The following is a 15,473-nucleotide window of genomic DNA, read 5'->3' as shown; positions in this document are numbered from 1 at the left end:
GGGCGAGGGCGATCCATGCGGCCCACTTCAGGATGGTGAGTAGTCCTTCTGAACCGGGAGGGGCTTCACCCCCGCCGGGGTTTGGCACTTGGGCGAGGATGTCTACAGCCGAGATCTGGAGGGTGAGGGCTGCTGTGTGGAGCATGGTGAGACCTTTCAATCAGAGGCGGCGCCGCTGCCCGGTTTCAGGGCAGCAGTGAATTGACTTCGGTGATGAATTTGCGGGTTTCGCGTGGCAGTCGTTCTGGTGCCACGTCGCCTGTCCGCCAGGCTTCCACCCATGGCAGATGCCAGAGGCGCGGTGCTCCCCCGCCGACAATGGTTTCCAAGTCGCGGAGTTCTTTGGGGAGTTTTCCCGGAGCGTCAGCCAGTACGGCCAGCCCCAGAAGTTCCACCTGTGGTGCTTGCGGCGCGGCCCACTCGATGAGCGCCCGCCGTGCCGCTTCTAGCCCGTTCATATTGGACCGGCAGACCAGCAGAACAAGGGGAGGCATCCCCGCATCCTCAAGTGCTGGCCAGGTGTGCTGCGTGGAACGGGACCCGTCGATCAAACGCGTTACCGCGCTTTCTCCCGCTCCCCCGTGGACACCTACGATCCATAACGAGGCTGAACCGGACACGTACCGCCGTGGTAACCGGTCTGCGGCGTCAGGTTCAGGAATGCCTTTCTGAGGTAGAGCGGCACCCGTCAATGGTGGTAGCGGAACTGCTACAGGCTCGTTCTCGACCTTTGTTGGAGCCGGTGTTACGGCTGCAATCCAGGCATTCCGCTGCTGATTCATATGTCCCCCTTCCGAATCAGAGATGATTCTAGTTAGCGAAGGTGACAGTCACGGGCGGCTGCCACAAGTAAAAGTATCACTCCATGGGCATTCGAAGGAACCAAGTTATGTTTTTAGGAACTAGAGTTGTATGGTTTATCCATGCTGGTAGTTGGTGGGGAAGTGAGTGACCTCGACGCACTCTTCGCGCCTTATGCCGAGAAGCTGTCGCCGGAAGAAGCGGCAGAGATTCTGGGTATCACCATCAAAACGACCTACAAGTACCTCAAAGAAGGAACCATCCCGGCCTACCGGCTGGGAAACAACTGGATCATTCTGCGGGAGGACCTGAAAGCCAAATTGCAGGAAGGTTCTAACCAGAACCGCGAGTAAGTAGCCGACCATGGGGGAACGGTTTGAAGTCAAAAGGTCTCTTTTACGCAGCGCTGGCAGTGGTGCCGGCGTTGTTTTTTGGACTGATTCTGTTGGTGGTGCTTTTGGGCGGCACAGAACAGCCGGCCTCCGCGAATGACTGCACCCCCACAAACAGTTCAGACATAGTTCCTGGGGACCTTCCAACAGAGTCCGTCGCCGGATACTCCGGTGAACAGCTCGTCAACGCCGCCCTGATTGTCAGCGCGGGCAAGGCACTGAATCTCAGTGTCAAGGGCCAGACCATCGGCGTCATGACCGCCATGGGTGAATCGAGCCTCCAGGTCCTCGACCGTGGCGACGGAGCCGGCCCGGATAGTCGTGGCCTCTTCCAGCAGCGCGATAACGGCGCGTGGGGATCTTACGAAGACCGTATGGACCCCGCCACGAGCGCGACCAACTTCTTCAAAGCACTCCAAAAAGTCGAAGGCTGGGAATCCCTCTCCCCCACCGAAGCCGCCCACAAAGCCCAGCGCAACGCCGATCCCTTCCACTACGAGCCGTACTGGGCCGACGCTATCGACGTCGTTGCCGCCGTCGCTGACATTGAAGGACTCGAAACCTGCCTTTCCGGTGGACCGCAGCTCGGCGGTGAAGGTGACGACCTGCCTTGGCCGAACGCCCCCTTCTGCGCGATTGGTGGAACCTGCCCACCAGGGGCAGTCTCCTCACTGGGCATGTACAACCGGGAATGCACTGACTTTGCCCTCTGGCGGCTGAACGCCATGGCCGGGGTCACTAGCGAACCGTGGAAGTTCCACAACTCAGACCTTGCCCTCGGGAACGCCGAAACGTGGATCAACGCCTGGCACCGTCAAGGCTGGGACACCGGACAAGAACCAGAAGTCGGTGCCGTGGCCTACTACGCGGCCAACGTCGGCGGAGCCGGTGCGGTCGGACACGTCGCCATTGTCGCTGGAATCAACGACGACGGCACCGTGGCGATCGAGGAATACAACGGCATGGCACCGCCGAACGATCACCAGTACAGCACCCGCAACATTCAGCCAGGCGAGGTCAGCGCCTACCTCTACTTTCCCGGCGACGACTAAGGAGAACACGCGACCATGACTCACTACACAGCCAGTCAGACCCGTAAGACGTTTCTACGGGCCAGCACCTTAGGTGTGACAGCCGCAGCGGTGCTGCTCTGCACAGCATGTTTCAGCGGTGACAGGACCGGCGCCACCAATGAGGACTCCCCCACGCCCGAACCGCCCCCCACCAGCACCTACACGCCCTCACACAGCGTCGGAGGCGGCCCGCAGGCACCCGATACGGACGTTCCCGAGAATCCGGAATGGACCCCCGAAGCTGAGGAGGCAGCCAAAGAGGTTGCCGTGAACGCCATGCGCGATTTTGCCCGCCCCGAGGTTGAGGAAACGCAATGGGCCAATGACTTCGCCCGCTGGCTCACCCCTGACGCCACCGTTTCCTACTCGTCGGTAGACCCGGCGAACGTGCCAGTCACCGAAGTGACCGGCCCCGCCACCTTGGAGATCGATGAAGCCAACGGCTTCGGTGTCATCGCTACCGTACCCACCGACATAGGCGACTACAGGGTGCAGCTGCTCCGCCAGGGTCAGGATGAGCCGTGGAAGGTAAACCGGCTCTACCCGCCCGAAGGTGCCAACTAAGCAGAACGACCACTAGAACGAATCAACCGACTCTTACCGGTCCGCCTCTGACGTAAGGAAAAACATCACCATGACCACCAGCCAGACCGAAGTCTCGACCTTCCCCCATATCCGGGCCATAGTTCGCGCCAACGGCACAGGAGAAGTCGTGATCGCAGGGAACTCCCGGCCCATCGACGCCTCCGATGAAACCGCACTGCGCCGCGAGGCCCTGACGATTGTCACTGACCTAGCCGGAGTGCTCAGCCGCCCGGTACGCGTCTACACCGAAGGCCCCGAAGGCGACGGTGAACTCGTCGTGCATCCTGACGGGAACATTGACGAAGTTACAGCTGAGACCAAAGGCCGCAGACGCCGTGCCGAAAAGCCCGTCAGCACACCATCACCGCCGACCATCGTCCACATCGATGAAGAAGGAACCGAAGACAAAGAATCGTTCGCGCAGGAGCCTTCCAGCGCCCCTGAGCCGCCGATAACCTCCGTCCCGTCCTCAGTGCCCGCTCCAGCGCCTGAAGTTCTTTCCCGCCGCAGCTTGAAGGAAACCTCCTTCCTGATTAGCGATCCGGTGGTGCAGCCAGCCACCCAGGGGTTCCGCGGCTTCCTGACACGCTTGGGGATCCGCATGACTCCTTCCGAAACTGAGCTGGCCGAACGCGCCGATATCCACGCTGTTTCCCAGCACTGGCCCGGCCCGCGCACTATCGCCGTGGTGAACCGCAAGGGCGGTGCGAACAAGACCCCCACCGTTGCGGCCCTGGCCGCTGTGTTCGCCCGTTACGGCGGCGGTGGAGTCCTCGCGTGGGACAACAACGAGAACCAGGGCACCTTGGGCTGGCGCACCGAGCAAGGCCCCCACTCATCGAGTGTGCTGGATCTGCTGCGCGATAAAGAGCAGCTGCTCTCCCCTCTTGCCCACAACGCCCTGCTGGCGCACTACGTACACCACCAGACCGAGGACAAGTACGACGTACTGCGCTCTGATGAAAACGACGAAGGCGACCACGAAATCTCCGCTGACGAAGTAGACTCAGTGCACTCCGTGGCCGCGAAGTATTACCGCATGATCGTCATGGATTCCGGCAACACCGCCCGTGCTGCGAACTGGCGGGCCATGATCACCCACACCAACCAGCTCGTCATCCCCACAACGACCATGGAGGACCGCGCCGAAGCTGCGAAGCTCACCCTGCAAACCCTCGCAGCAAGGGATGAGCACTCAGCCAAACTCGCTGAAAACGCCGTCGTCATCATCTCCCAGTGGAAGCCCGAGGACACTGACGAAGCCCGCCGCATCGCCGCAGGTTTCGAACCCCTCGTGCGCCGCGTCGTCACAGTCCCTTATGACCAGGCACTCAAAGCTGGCCGCATCCGCCACGCAGCCCTCAAACCCGCTACACAACGTGCCTGGCTCGCGGCTGCCGCCGCCGTCGCGCAAGGCCTCTGAGCGGTATGCGACCCAAAAATAGGTGCGACACGCTGCGGCCCTCCGCGGAAGCTGTAACAGTTAACGCAAGAATCGGGGTTATGGCTCTTCCCGGACGTACTAGACGACAGCGACCTACTAAAGGCGAACGTCATCTCATCGGTGCGCGCCTTCCCATCGCCGACGCCGTAAAACTGGCCGACGTGGTTGAAGCTAAAGGAACCACCGTTAGCGAGTACGTCGCGGAACTGCTCCATCAGCACTTGTCCACGGTTGAAATCGACCAGATTAGCCACCAGGAGGCCTTGCCTATCGCTAGGGCCAGTTAAAGCAGAAGGCCCGCCGTAGGCGGGCCTTCATATCAAGTTATTCAGCTCTACACCCCATTGCTTGCCGGCGCCGGGTGAAGGGCTCCAATCACGTCACCCGTTTTCGGGTTCCATAACCTAGTAGAGAGTGTACACCGGATGCCTTTGGGCTCACCAGATTCGCTTGCGCCACGCCGTGAGATATCCCCCAGCGATGCGTGGGTACTAGCGCCGCTGATCGCGGGACAACCGGTATATCGAACCGGACGCTGGACTGGCGACCGCTTCCAATACCCACGCACCCGCACACCCTCACCCATCACCAGGACTGTACCTCGGGCTCCCGCGGCCGTGCTCGTACACGGGACCGATGGATCAGTGCGCACGCTGTGCCTCGATCTGGACACTTCGAAGGCACGCAAAGCCGTCGTGGATGATGACGCGGACAAGCTGGGCGCGCTTCTCAACGAGGCTGGTATCCGTTACCTCGAAGACTTCTCCCCCAGCGGTGGACGGCACATCTACGTGCCCCTGCAGGAGTCCCTGCCAGCGGCTGAAGCACGCGAACTGATCGAAGCACTGATGTTCCGCGCCGCAAGCCTCGACCCAGGACCACACCAGAACATCACCGACGGCTGTATCCGTGTACCCGGCTCCGCCCACAAATACGGTGGCCACCAAGTGCTGCTCACACCGCTGGCGGAAGCGTACGACACCCTGAAAAGGCGAAACCCAACCAGTGCCATCAGCGCACTGCGCCAGATATTGGCCCCTGAAATGCTCAGACTTCACGCCGCACGTCGACGTACACAACGCTCGATACCTAGCCAACCCCGCGCAACGCACGGAACCAGTACAACCCGAAGCGGACGGCACTCACCGCTGCGCTCAGTAGCCCTTACAGGCCTCTACGACACCGAGCGCTACGCCTCTGATTCCGAAGCCCGCATGGCCGTCCTGAACCACTTCGCAGCCTGCAACTGGACGCTGGACCAGGTACGCACCGGCATGAACGGACCCTATGCCGGCCTTACTGCCCTCTACGGCACCAAGGCAGACCGCCTGCTCGCCACCGAATGGAACAAAGCAACCTCGTGGATTACAGAGAAAAAACCCTCCCGAACACATCACCAGAAGAGTGCCCATAACTACAACACAAGCCCTACAAAACTCACAGGGGGGGCAACAGATCCCACCTCAGCCTCGCTCAACCAGCTCGTCAACGATCTCGAAAACATTCTGTACGCAACCCTTGATTCGAGGTTTGCCCAATACGGACGGTTAGGAATAAGCCTCAAGTTCCTGTTTCGAGCAGTCCTGGGTTACATGCGAACCAATCAGACCGATGTTCTCGATGTCGGCTGCCGTACATTCGCAGTTGCACTCGGCAAGGATCATGTGACGATTGCTCGACTTCTGCCCGTTCTTGAGCATGCAACAGCGGGCATCCTCACTCGCATCGAACGTGGCCGTGGAAAGAACGCCGATAGCTACCTGATTCACCTCCCCCAGGAATACGAAACGACCGCTCGACAGCTCACTTGGCGCAAAGGAAAAATCCACGCTATTAGACCGGTATTTCGCGTCCTCGGAGACCTAGCGGCACTCGCGTACGAGGCCATTGAACGAGGCCGGCACTCCCCAACCACGGCGGAATTGGTACGCACCACAGGGTTCTCCCGAAACGCCGTCACAACTGCACTTGCGGAGATGGAAAATCTCCGAATGCTTCGCAGACATCACGGTCGGTGGGAAATCGTCGCCACAACCAACCTGTCCGACCTGGCCGAACGGCTTGGGACAACGATCGAGCGCCAACACCAAATCAGCAGGTACCGCAAGGAACGAGCTCAATGGCACGCCTGGCTAGACCGACACAACGACGGCACCGTAGGCGAATCGGACTTCTATGACCCTGAGTCCGAGGATTACTGGATTCCTCCATGCGGTGAGGAGGAACTGCAGCTTTCGCTATGGTCCGCAGCGTAGCTCCTCCTCAACCATTGGTGACTCTGTTAGTCCGTGAATCACGGACTAACAGAGTCACGGACTGCGGGGCTGATTGTTTAGTGACGTACTGCCGTACTGCGTCACTCTGTTAGTGGCGTTATTTTGCGAGCGGCTGCTCCCTACTCGCCGCCGCCACGATTCTCGGACCAAACAGAGTTCCGGCCGGCTCGCCGACGGAACTGGACCAGGCACATTCACAACGATGGCGTAAAGGTACTTACGGACTCTGTTAGTAACGCAGTACGCGATTCACAGACTACCGGCGCGCCTCCTTCATGTATCCGCCCCGAACCGAGACGATGACACCAAGGAGGAAACATGTCACGAGGATTAGATCGCGTCATTGCGATAGTGAACGGCAAAGGCGGTGTCGGAAAGACAACCATTGCCGCAAACATCGGCGGCATGCTGGCTGCAAGCGGATACCGGGTGTTGCTGGTCGACATGGACCCGCAAGGAAACCTTGCCGAGGAGCTCGGCTATACGGACGCCGATGCGAACGATGATGGGATGGCCCTCGCTCAGACGCTCGTCTTCGGTTCTGAGGCGCAGCCGGCCCGCGGTATCAGGGAGAACCTGGACGTCCTCATGGGTGGATCCCACCTGGACATGGCAGCAGCGGGTCTGACCCTGAAAGCCCAGAAGGACCCCGCCACAGCCAAAGCTGCTCTCGCTCAAGGCCTCGAAGGTTTGGCCGAGAACTACGACCTCATCTTCATTGACTGTCCTCCTGGCCAGGAAACCCTCCAGCAAGCTGCCCTAGCTGCAGCACGATGGGCGTTGATCCCAGTCAAAACAGACGCATCCTCCCGTAAGGGACTTCGGGATGTCGCACGGCGCCTGGATGCGGTTGTTACCATCAACCCTGACTTGGACCTCCTCGGCATCGTTCTCTTCGGCGTCAACCGCTCAGCCAGGCGGGTATCCGAAAGCGCCCGAGAGGCGATCCGCCAGGACTTGGGTTCCGGTGCGCCAATCTTCGAGACGGCCATCCGCCATGCCGAAGCAGCCGCGCAGGAAAGCCGCGAACGTGGCCTGCTCGCTTTCGAGTTGGAGGAAGCAGTACTCGCCGCCCCTAAATGGTGGGAGCTGCGGCGGGGGAGTGGCCAACAACATGATGGACCGCGCTCCAAAAGTGCGGTCGGAGTCGCCGAAGACTTCCAAGCACTCGGGGAAGAAGTCGTCGCTCGAATCACCGAAAGCGAAGCGACCTCAATCCCAACTGGCGCAACCGGAGCGGAGAGCTAGATGACCACTCAACCAACTCGACGCACCCTCACCGGCCTGACACCCAAAGCCACCAAGGTGGCCGGCGTTGATCGCCTCATCAAAGCCAACCGACCAGCGCCTGTCCAGCGCGAAGATACTTCGAAGTCTCTCCCTGCTTCCGAGCGAGAAGGTATTGCGTCGCCCCCTGAATCCCTTACAGCTTCCGACTCCGTAACTACAGACTCTGTAAGTCTGGCAGTTCCGAAGTACCTGCAACTGCAGCGACGCGAAGCCCGCATCCACGTTGAACAAGCCGACGCGCTAACCATGCTTACCCGGCGGCTCAACAGCGAACGGCGCCTGCCGAACGGCAGCACAGTCGGTGAACGCATCACCGACAACACCCTCATCCGCGTCGCCATCGACCTACTCCTTCAACGCGAGAACGAAATCCGTGGGGCAAGCGAAGAAGCAATAGCCCAGGGCTTAGGTTTGGAACCGCGCCGCATCGGCCGCTGAACGCGCTACAACGCAATCCTGACGAGGAGAAGCGAAGACCGGGGCGAAGAAAACCACCGTGGAATCGGCGCTGAAAGTCCGCGCCGACGACACCGCGACAGCGGCACTGGCCAAGGGAATGACGCTGGACATGGCCGCCGTCATCGAGGAATTCACCGGTGACGAGGACGCCATCACCGCACTGGAACAGGTAGCGGCCGAGAACCCGCACAGCTTCGACCACACCGCCCAGCGCCTGCGCGATGACCGGAAACGCGCCGCCCTGATCGCCGAAGCCACTACAGAGGCAGAAGCCCAGGGACTGGAAATCGTGGGTGTGGAAGTCACCTACTGGGACTACAAGGGACCGATCGCGAACATTCGCGACCTGCGCACCGCCGAGGGGGAACAGCTCACCGTGGAGGACGCGGACGCCGCCCACATCGGCTGGTCCTACACCGGGAACGTGAGCGTGTCCTACTTCAACACCGGCTGGAAAGCCGCCGGGTTCACCAAGCCCGGTGCCACCCGCTCAGGGAAGATGACCGAGGAGGAAAAAGCCGAACGACGCACCGTGATCGAGAACAACAAAGCATGGGACGCCGCCGAAACCGTCCGCGTCGAATTTCTCAAGAAGCTCCTGAAAGCCAAGACCGCCCCAAAGGGAGCCCTCAAATTCGTCGCCCAGTCCATGGGAGCGTACGGGTACACGGTCGCTGACGGGCTCTCCAAGCACAGTGGATTCGCCGCCGAACTGCTCGGAGCCTCCGACGGGTACGGGTCGCTGGCAACGATCACCGGCAAGCCCACGGCCAAGCACGAAACCAACGTCCTCGCCGTGGTCCTCGCCGGGTTCGAGAAGAGCCTGTCCCGCGCCGCATGGCGTAACCCGTCCAACACCGCCAAGCACTATCTCAACCAGCTCGCCACGTGGGGCTACACCCTCAGCGACGTGGAAACCATCATCACTAGCCACGGAAACACAGAACCACAGGAAACCGTGAACACAGAAACCAGTGCCACCGACACCGAGACGTTCGAGGACGTGCACGAGGACGAGCAAGAACTGATCGCTGAGGAAACCCAGTACGCCGAAGCGTCCTAGTTGAAGGGGAGTGGCACCCTCATCGTCCGCGGTGGGGGTGCTGCCGGTCCGGACGGAGCCGGCCCAGGCGAGGGGATCCTGGTGTCTCGCTCGCTCGCATCTGGAAGCGGTCCTCCGCTGCGCTGGCGGGCTGTAGACCGGGGCGCTCCTGGCGTCGCACCCGCTGACTTTTCTTCTTGTTTTGCTGCTGTCCTTCGGATTGTGTGTGCCTGCTCCACCCGGTCAACAGCTGACGCTGCTGCGTGCCCAGGTAAGGGTGTCGGCGCTCCCAGGGTCGCTTATTTCCTCCCACCCTTGCCTGTGCCCTTGCCCCTTGCGGGGTTGACCCGGTTCCGTCAGGCACAGCTACGCGATGCTCCGCCAGCAGGCAAAACAACGACGGGGGAGAGGGCCACTGCTGGACCACCACAGCCCACAACCCCACATCCTGCGACCAAGGAGCACCACGCATGCCAATGAAAACCTCATTCGTCCTCGCCCCGCCCACGGGCCGCACCGTGAACATCGCCGGACACACCGCACCTGTGCAGGAACTGCGGGAAGTCATCGAGTACCGGGAACCGGGGAAACTCACCGCCGGGAACCTGCTGCTCAGTGGGGACAGCCCGCACCGGGACCGCGCCCGTGCACGGTTCACCATCGACACCGCCACCGGCCTGATCACTCGCTAACCATCGGAAGGACACCACCATGAGCACGCGCACACGCACGGTGGCCCGCACCGTCACCGCCGATACCGAAGAAACCGTCACAGTCCCCGAACTGCCCGCCGATGACCGGGCAGGGGATGGGTACGACTGGATGGACACCCTCCCGGGTTCGGGCTGGGTGGCACTGCCCAGCTGGGCAAGTGAAGGATGGGACGCCGGCGCCTGGCCCTACATCATCTTCACCGTGGCACGGCACCGCGACGAGGAGGGCGAGTTGTTCGGGTACGGCACCTACGTTGAGGGCGACACCAGCACGCGCTGGTTCCGCTCCCAGGAACACTGCTTCGAAGCGATCACCGAAGAGGTGTTCTTCCACTGGAAGAACGGCCAATCCCACGGCCCCGAGAACCTGCCCGAAACCGCCGCCGAACTACCCAGCGGGGACCGCCTGCCCTACGACTGGACCAGCTGACCCGACGCGGGTGCCCTCGTCACCATCTGGTGGCGGGGGTGCCGCTGCCCGGCCCGGACGGAGCCGGCCCAGGCGAGAGGAGCCTGGTGACTCGCTCGCTCGCACCAGGAAACGGACCTCCGCTACCGCTCCGGGCTCAGAGGGCCGGCGGCTCCTTCGTCACCGCCGGCAGAGTTCTTTGGTTTTTTTGCTGCTGTCCTACGGATTATGCGTGCCCGCTCCACCGGTTCAACAGCTGCGCTGCTGCGGGCCCGGAAAGTCCGGACGGCGCTCCTGCGTCACTTATTTCCTTACCGGACTTTCCGCTCCCTTGCCCCTGCGGGGTTGACCCGGCTCCGTCGGGCACAAGCAAGCGAGCTTGCCAGCAGGCAAAACAACGACGGGGGAGAGGGCAACTGCTGGACCACCACAGCCTGAAGCCCCAATCCCTGCGACCAAGGAGCAACACATCATGAGTGCAACCCCGATCACTGTCTCGTCCCCGGCCGACATCTTGGCCTACATCCCGCACGTCCTCGGCTTCGCCCCGCGCGAGTCGTTCGTGTTCCTGACCCTGCAGGGCAAGCGGCTCGGCGCCACTTTGCGCATCGACGCCCCACAGGACACTGAACCAGCACTGTTCGCGCAAGCAGTCCTGGGTTACCTGTCCAACGACGTCGCCGCTGACGGTGTGCTGCTCGTCGTCTACACCGACCAGACCACCATCGACGGGACCAAGCCCTACAGTCAGTACGCGGCGGCCGTTGAGGCAATGCTGGACGCGGCAGGAATGCCAGTGGCAGATAGTTGGCTCGTCAGCTCTACCGAGTGGGTGACCTACTTCTGTGAGGACGCGGACTGCTGTTCCCCGCGATCGTTGGAAGAAATCACCGACAGCGCACTGAGTGCCCGCATGGTCTTTGAGGGATCCAACGCGACACGCGAAACCGTCACCGACCCCGCATTCACCGGAGACAACGCGAACCTTGACTGGATCGCCGACACCATCACCGGATGGGTGATCGAGGACCCCGCTGACTGGACCGCCCCCGTGATGACCGAGAACCGGGCACTGTGGCAGGAAACCCTCGGCACCGAACCCACCAAAGCCACCGCCCTGCAACTCATCGCAGCCCTGCACACCCCCGCAGTACGGGACCGGATCATCGCCGACACCATCAGCACCGACGATGACCCAGAAACCTTCGCCGCCGTCGTCATCGGCCGATACACCGGGACCCCGGACTGGGAACACGTCGACGCGACCCAAGAACTGCTCATCGAGTTGTTCCGGTTCACCCCGCCCGAAGCCCGCGCACCCTTGTTCGCGTTCCTCGGCTGGGTCCACTGGTACAAAGGCCGGTCCTCCATCGCCGCCCAATACCTCACCAAGGCGCAGGACACCGACCCCGAGCACACGCTCTCCGGACTGCTGACCCAGCTCGTGAACACCGGCACCCTGCCCGAATGCGTCACCAACCAGCACACCGCCTACCAGCGCTAACCCGGCAGGGGAGCGGGCAGGGAGCCGCGCAGGTTCCCTGCCCCCGCTGGCGTTCCCAGGATGCGCGGCGGCGGCCTCCCCCGCTTCGCTCCGCCGGCCGCCGCAGTTCACACGACACCCGCACACCACCTCAAACCCCGTGACCGCACCACCGGCCCCGGTACAGTAACCCCAAAGAAAGCCAGTTTCAGGGGGAAATCAGATGAACAACAACACAGACTTCGTCCACTCGGCCCACCAGGTCGCCTACGAGCCGCCGGGCAGCGCCGTCGAGGAAGCCCTCACTCAGGCCATGCCGCTCGGTGCTGCTCTAATCGGGCCGGTGAACTTCACCTGGGACCGGCCCAGCAGCGACCTCTGGCCCGACGACTAAAAGCCCGAACCGCCCGGTACTCCTTAGCGTGATGAACGATGCTGATGCCCGCGAGTGGGGGCCGGCGACCTCCCGCGAGGAATGGACCCTCATGTACGTCCGTGGGTTGAGCCTGCGGCAAATCTCGCGGCTCTGCAGGGTCAAATACGAAAAAGTCCGCCTCCACATCCGCACCCAGGAACGCCGCGACCCGACCCTGGCCGGTCGCCGGCTACTCGTCCACGACCAGCCCACCCTCCCACCACCCGGCTGGCAGGAGGCCGCGCCGCGGCCGTCCTGGGACGACCGGTACACCGAGCTGCATGACCTCATCACCCGTACCGGTCGGTTCCCGCAGCAGCTCTCGGATGACCTGGCCGAACGCCGGCTCTACAAGTGGGTCCGCTGGCAACGCACCCGCCACACCCGCGGCCGGCTCACACCAGACCAAGCCAACCGGCTGGACCAGCTCGGGAACTGGCAAGGCAACGCCCTCGGGAACCGGGGAACCCACTGGCGCACCATCCACGCCCAGCTGCTGCAGTTCATCCAGGACACCGGGCGGATGCCGCACCGCGACAACGAGGACGCGACCGCGCTCGAGGCAACCTTGGACGTCTGGATTCAAACCCAACGCGCCAAAGCCCGCGCCGGCAAGCTCACACTCGACAGGCGGGACACCCTCGACCTGACCGTCCCGGGGCTGGAACACCACGCGGGCCTCGCTGCGCTCGGGCTGAGACGGCACACACTGATTTTTGCTGCTGTCCTACGGATTATGCGCCCCGCTCCGCAGCGTCAACCGGCCCAAGGCCGGCCACACCCGCACAGCAATGATGTCCGGCGCTCCCTGCGGGTCGCTTATTTCCTCCCACATTCCCGCTGCGGGCACTGGCCCTCCGGGTTGAGCACTGCTGCGTCGGGGGCAAGCAAGCGAGCTTGCCAGCAGGCAAAAAACGACGGGGGAGGAGGAGACATAAAGGGCAGGGACATGAAGGCCCGAGACAGGGAGATCCAGTGTTTCTCTGTTTCCGTGTTCCGGTTCCCATCGAGCAGGCGGGGGAACCCTCGGGGATCCCGGGTGAAGGCCCTGAAGTGTCAGAGGGAAACCTCAGGATGGACCCAGCAGTACAGCAGTTGACTCTCACTACAACCGATACGTAACCAAGGACTGAATGCTATGAGCCTGACCATCTACACCAAACCAGGGTGCTTCCCCTGCCGGAAGACCATCGAGAAGTTCCAGGACGCAGGACTCATCCCGCAGATCGTGGACATTTCCAGCACCCCGGCAGCCCTGGACTACATCACCGGTGATCCAGCAGAGGGTGGGCTCGGCTACTCGCAGGCACCGGTCGTCGTGTACGAGAGGGACGGTACGGAGGATCACTGGTCCGGGCTGAACCCCACCAAGATCAGGCACGTCATCGCACTGGCCACCGCTTCGAAGTAGACCTACTCAATTACTCATTTACTCACCCGACGTAACGGGTAGCAGCACAACCAGGAAAGGCAGTTGATCATCATGGCAGGCGAAACCACCATCACCGTCATCGGGAACCTCACCGCAGACCCCGAGCTCCGCTTCACCCCCTCGGGTTCGGCGGTCGCGAACTTCACCATCGCCTCCACGCCGCGCACCTTCGACCGGCAATCCAACGAATGGAAAGACGGGGAAACCCTCTTCCTGCGCTGCAGTGTGTGGCGGGAATCCGCTGAGAACGTCGCCGAGAGCCTGACCAAAGGGACCCGCGTCATCGCCCAGGGCCGGCTGAAGTCCCGCTCCTACGACACCAAGGAAGGCGAGAAGCGCACCGTCATGGAGCTCGAGGTCGATGAGGTCGGCCCGTCCTTGCGCTACGCCTCGGCGAAAATCAACCGAACCCAACGCCCCACCGGCGACGGCGGGGGAGTCCAGGCAGCCTCCGGCACCCAGGGCGGGCAGAACGACCCGTGGGGAGCGCCAGCGAACGCGGGCAGCAGCCGCGGCTGGGGCAACGCACCCGATGCCGCCGAGCCGCCCTTCTAGAAGCAGATCTAGCGTAATAGTAGGAATAGTAGTAGTATTGCTACTATTCCTACTACTCAAGGAGTTTCGAATGGTTGACGCACCGGCTTCCACCGCACCACCGGCCCCAGTAACCCTGGCCGGCTCGGGGACCTCGCCGAGGGAGCGGGTGTATGCCGCGGCGGAAAAGATCAGCGCCGAGCGCAATCCGACCGTCTCCAGCGTCCGGGAAGCCGCCGGGGTCAGCAACGCCGACGCGACCCGGTACCTGAAGGCCTGGCGTGAGGAGAAAGCGGCCGCGGGCTCACACATCGCCGTCACACCGCAGCCGCTCCTGGAGCAGGCCGCAAGGTTGGCCGGCGCCGTGTGGGCCGACGCCGTGGCCCTGGCCGCGGAGCAGCACGCCGCCGTGGAAGCCCGCTGGGCCAAGGATAGCCAGGACAAGGACACCGAACTGGCCGAACTCGTCGCGGACCTGGACCGGATCACCACCGAACACGCCACCGAAACCGCGGCCCTGAAAGCCGAGCTCGCCGCCGCCGCCGAACGGGCCACCGCTGCAGACGCCCGGGCAGCCCAGGCAGACGAAGACGCCGCCACCGCACGGGCCGAAACCGGCACCCTCGCCAATGACCTCGCCGCCGCCCGCGCCCGCGCCGAAACCCTGCAGCAAACCCACGACGCCCTGATTCAACGCATCACCCCGGAGGACACAAAGAAACCCCGCCGGTAACCAATGCGGCTCACCATTGCGGCGTTGCCGGCGCATCAGGTCGGCGGAGCCGGAATGAAGAGAAGCACCGAGCCGAATAGATTTCCTTTTTGCAGGGAAAACCGGGGCCGGGCGCTGTGTGGTGCAGTACCCGGCCCCACCACACACACTTCTTGGCATCTTGAGGGGAAACCATTGTGAGCGCAGAACACCCGGGCCCACGCTTCCTGACCATCAAGGACGTCGCAGCCGAACTGACCACGAGCGAATCCCAGGTCCGGGCGCTGATCAGCTGTGGTGATCTGCCGGCAATCCAGATCGGCGGCCGCGGTTATCTTAAGTTTCGGGTCGTGTTTGCCGAGTCTTTCTGTGCTTGACCTGCGAAAGCGTTCCTAGCCCGTCTTTCCGTGATT

Annotated in this window: 18 protein-coding genes; 17 read left to right on the top strand and 1 reads right to left on the bottom strand. The window is 62.5% G+C overall.

What is annotated here, in order from left to right; genetic code table 11:
- Nucleotides 1-185: 185 nt before the first annotated feature.
- A complete protein-coding gene (locus BLS52_RS19080) occupies nt 186-782 on the bottom strand; it encodes a DUF6668 family protein (RefSeq protein WP_342707477.1) in 597 nt (198 codons plus the stop codon).
- A gap of 141 nt (nt 783-923) precedes the next feature.
- Here BLS52_RS19080 and BLS52_RS17475 point away from each other — a divergent pair, with 141 nt between their 5' ends.
- The 17 genes from BLS52_RS17475 (at nt 924) to BLS52_RS17395 (ending at nt 15,437) form a co-directional block, all read left to right on the top strand.
- On the top strand, nt 924-1,154 hold the full coding sequence (locus tag BLS52_RS17475; RefSeq protein WP_090588428.1) for a helix-turn-helix domain-containing protein: 231 nt from the start codon (nt 924-926) through the stop codon (nt 1,152-1,154).
- A gap of 23 nt (nt 1,155-1,177) precedes the next feature.
- Nucleotides 1,178-2,245, top strand: coding sequence for a CHAP domain-containing protein (locus tag BLS52_RS17470; protein WP_090588426.1), 1,068 nt, complete (start codon nt 1,178-1,180; stop codon nt 2,243-2,245).
- A 75-nt stretch (nt 2,246-2,320) separates the two neighbouring features.
- Nucleotides 2,321-2,830, top strand: coding sequence for a hypothetical protein (locus BLS52_RS17465; protein WP_245702930.1), 510 nt, complete (start codon nt 2,321-2,323; stop codon nt 2,828-2,830).
- Nucleotides 2,831-2,900: 70 nt separating this feature from the next.
- On the top strand, nt 2,901-4,274 hold the full coding sequence (locus BLS52_RS17460; protein ID WP_090588423.1) for a P-loop NTPase family protein: 1,374 nt from the start codon (nt 2,901-2,903) through the stop codon (nt 4,272-4,274).
- A gap of 665 nt (nt 4,275-4,939) precedes the next feature.
- A complete protein-coding gene (locus BLS52_RS17450) occupies nt 4,940-6,550 on the top strand; it encodes a hypothetical protein (protein WP_245702929.1) in 1,611 nt (536 codons plus the stop codon).
- 339 nt (nt 6,551-6,889) lie between these two features.
- Nucleotides 6,890-7,819 carry a ParA family protein gene (locus BLS52_RS17445; protein ID WP_090588419.1) on the top strand — a complete coding sequence of 310 codons (930 nt, stop codon included), beginning with the start codon at nt 6,890-6,892 and terminating at the stop codon, nt 7,817-7,819.
- The gene (locus BLS52_RS18715; RefSeq protein ID WP_217636793.1) at nt 7,820-8,299 is read left to right on the top strand and encodes a hypothetical protein; all 480 of its coding nucleotides are present in this window, start codon (nt 7,820-7,822) and stop codon (nt 8,297-8,299) included.
- A 58-nt stretch (nt 8,300-8,357) separates the two neighbouring features.
- Nucleotides 8,358-9,383, top strand: a complete 1,026-nt coding sequence (locus tag BLS52_RS17435) for a chromosome partitioning protein ParB (RefSeq protein ID WP_175460228.1) — start codon at nt 8,358-8,360, stop codon at nt 9,381-9,383.
- A gap of 449 nt (nt 9,384-9,832) precedes the next feature.
- Nucleotides 9,833-10,054, top strand: a complete 222-nt coding sequence (locus BLS52_RS17430) for a hypothetical protein (protein WP_139186317.1) — start codon at nt 9,833-9,835, stop codon at nt 10,052-10,054.
- Between the two features lie 19 nt (nt 10,055-10,073).
- A complete protein-coding gene (locus BLS52_RS17425; protein WP_090588414.1) occupies nt 10,074-10,505 on the top strand; it encodes a hypothetical protein in 432 nt (143 codons plus the stop codon).
- A 451-nt stretch (nt 10,506-10,956) separates the two neighbouring features.
- Entirely contained in the window at nt 10,957-11,988 is a 1,032-nt protein-coding gene (locus tag BLS52_RS17420; protein WP_090588412.1) for a DUF4192 domain-containing protein, read from the top strand.
- Nucleotides 11,989-12,190: 202 nt separating this feature from the next.
- Nucleotides 12,191-12,361, top strand: coding sequence for a hypothetical protein (locus BLS52_RS18595; RefSeq protein WP_175460227.1), 171 nt, complete (start codon nt 12,191-12,193; stop codon nt 12,359-12,361).
- A gap of 31 nt (nt 12,362-12,392) precedes the next feature.
- Nucleotides 12,393-13,481 (top strand): helicase associated domain-containing protein, encoded by a 1,089-nt coding sequence (locus tag BLS52_RS17415; RefSeq protein ID WP_090588410.1) that lies wholly within the window; start codon nt 12,393-12,395, stop codon nt 13,479-13,481.
- Between the two features lie 39 nt (nt 13,482-13,520).
- Complete coding sequence (locus BLS52_RS17410; RefSeq protein WP_090588409.1) at nt 13,521-13,793, top strand: glutaredoxin family protein; 273 nt, start codon at nt 13,521-13,523, stop codon at nt 13,791-13,793.
- Nucleotides 13,794-13,865: 72 nt separating this feature from the next.
- Nucleotides 13,866-14,369, top strand: a complete 504-nt coding sequence (locus BLS52_RS17405; protein WP_090588429.1) for a single-stranded DNA-binding protein — start codon at nt 13,866-13,868, stop codon at nt 14,367-14,369.
- 70 nt (nt 14,370-14,439) lie between these two features.
- Complete coding sequence (locus tag BLS52_RS17400; RefSeq protein ID WP_090588407.1) at nt 14,440-15,081, top strand: DNA-binding protein; 642 nt, start codon at nt 14,440-14,442, stop codon at nt 15,079-15,081.
- Nucleotides 15,082-15,257: 176 nt separating this feature from the next.
- Nucleotides 15,258-15,437 (top strand): helix-turn-helix transcriptional regulator, encoded by a 180-nt coding sequence (locus BLS52_RS17395; protein WP_090588405.1) that lies wholly within the window; start codon nt 15,258-15,260, stop codon nt 15,435-15,437.
- Nucleotides 15,438-15,473: the final 36 nt, after the last annotated feature.

It is taken from the genome of Arthrobacter subterraneus (genome assembly GCF_900099735.1).
Classification (GTDB): domain Bacteria; phylum Actinomycetota; class Actinomycetes; order Actinomycetales; family Micrococcaceae; genus Arthrobacter_D; species Arthrobacter_D subterraneus.
Note: the sequence above shows the minus strand (reverse complement) of the source record. Positions and strands in the feature narration are given on the sequence as shown.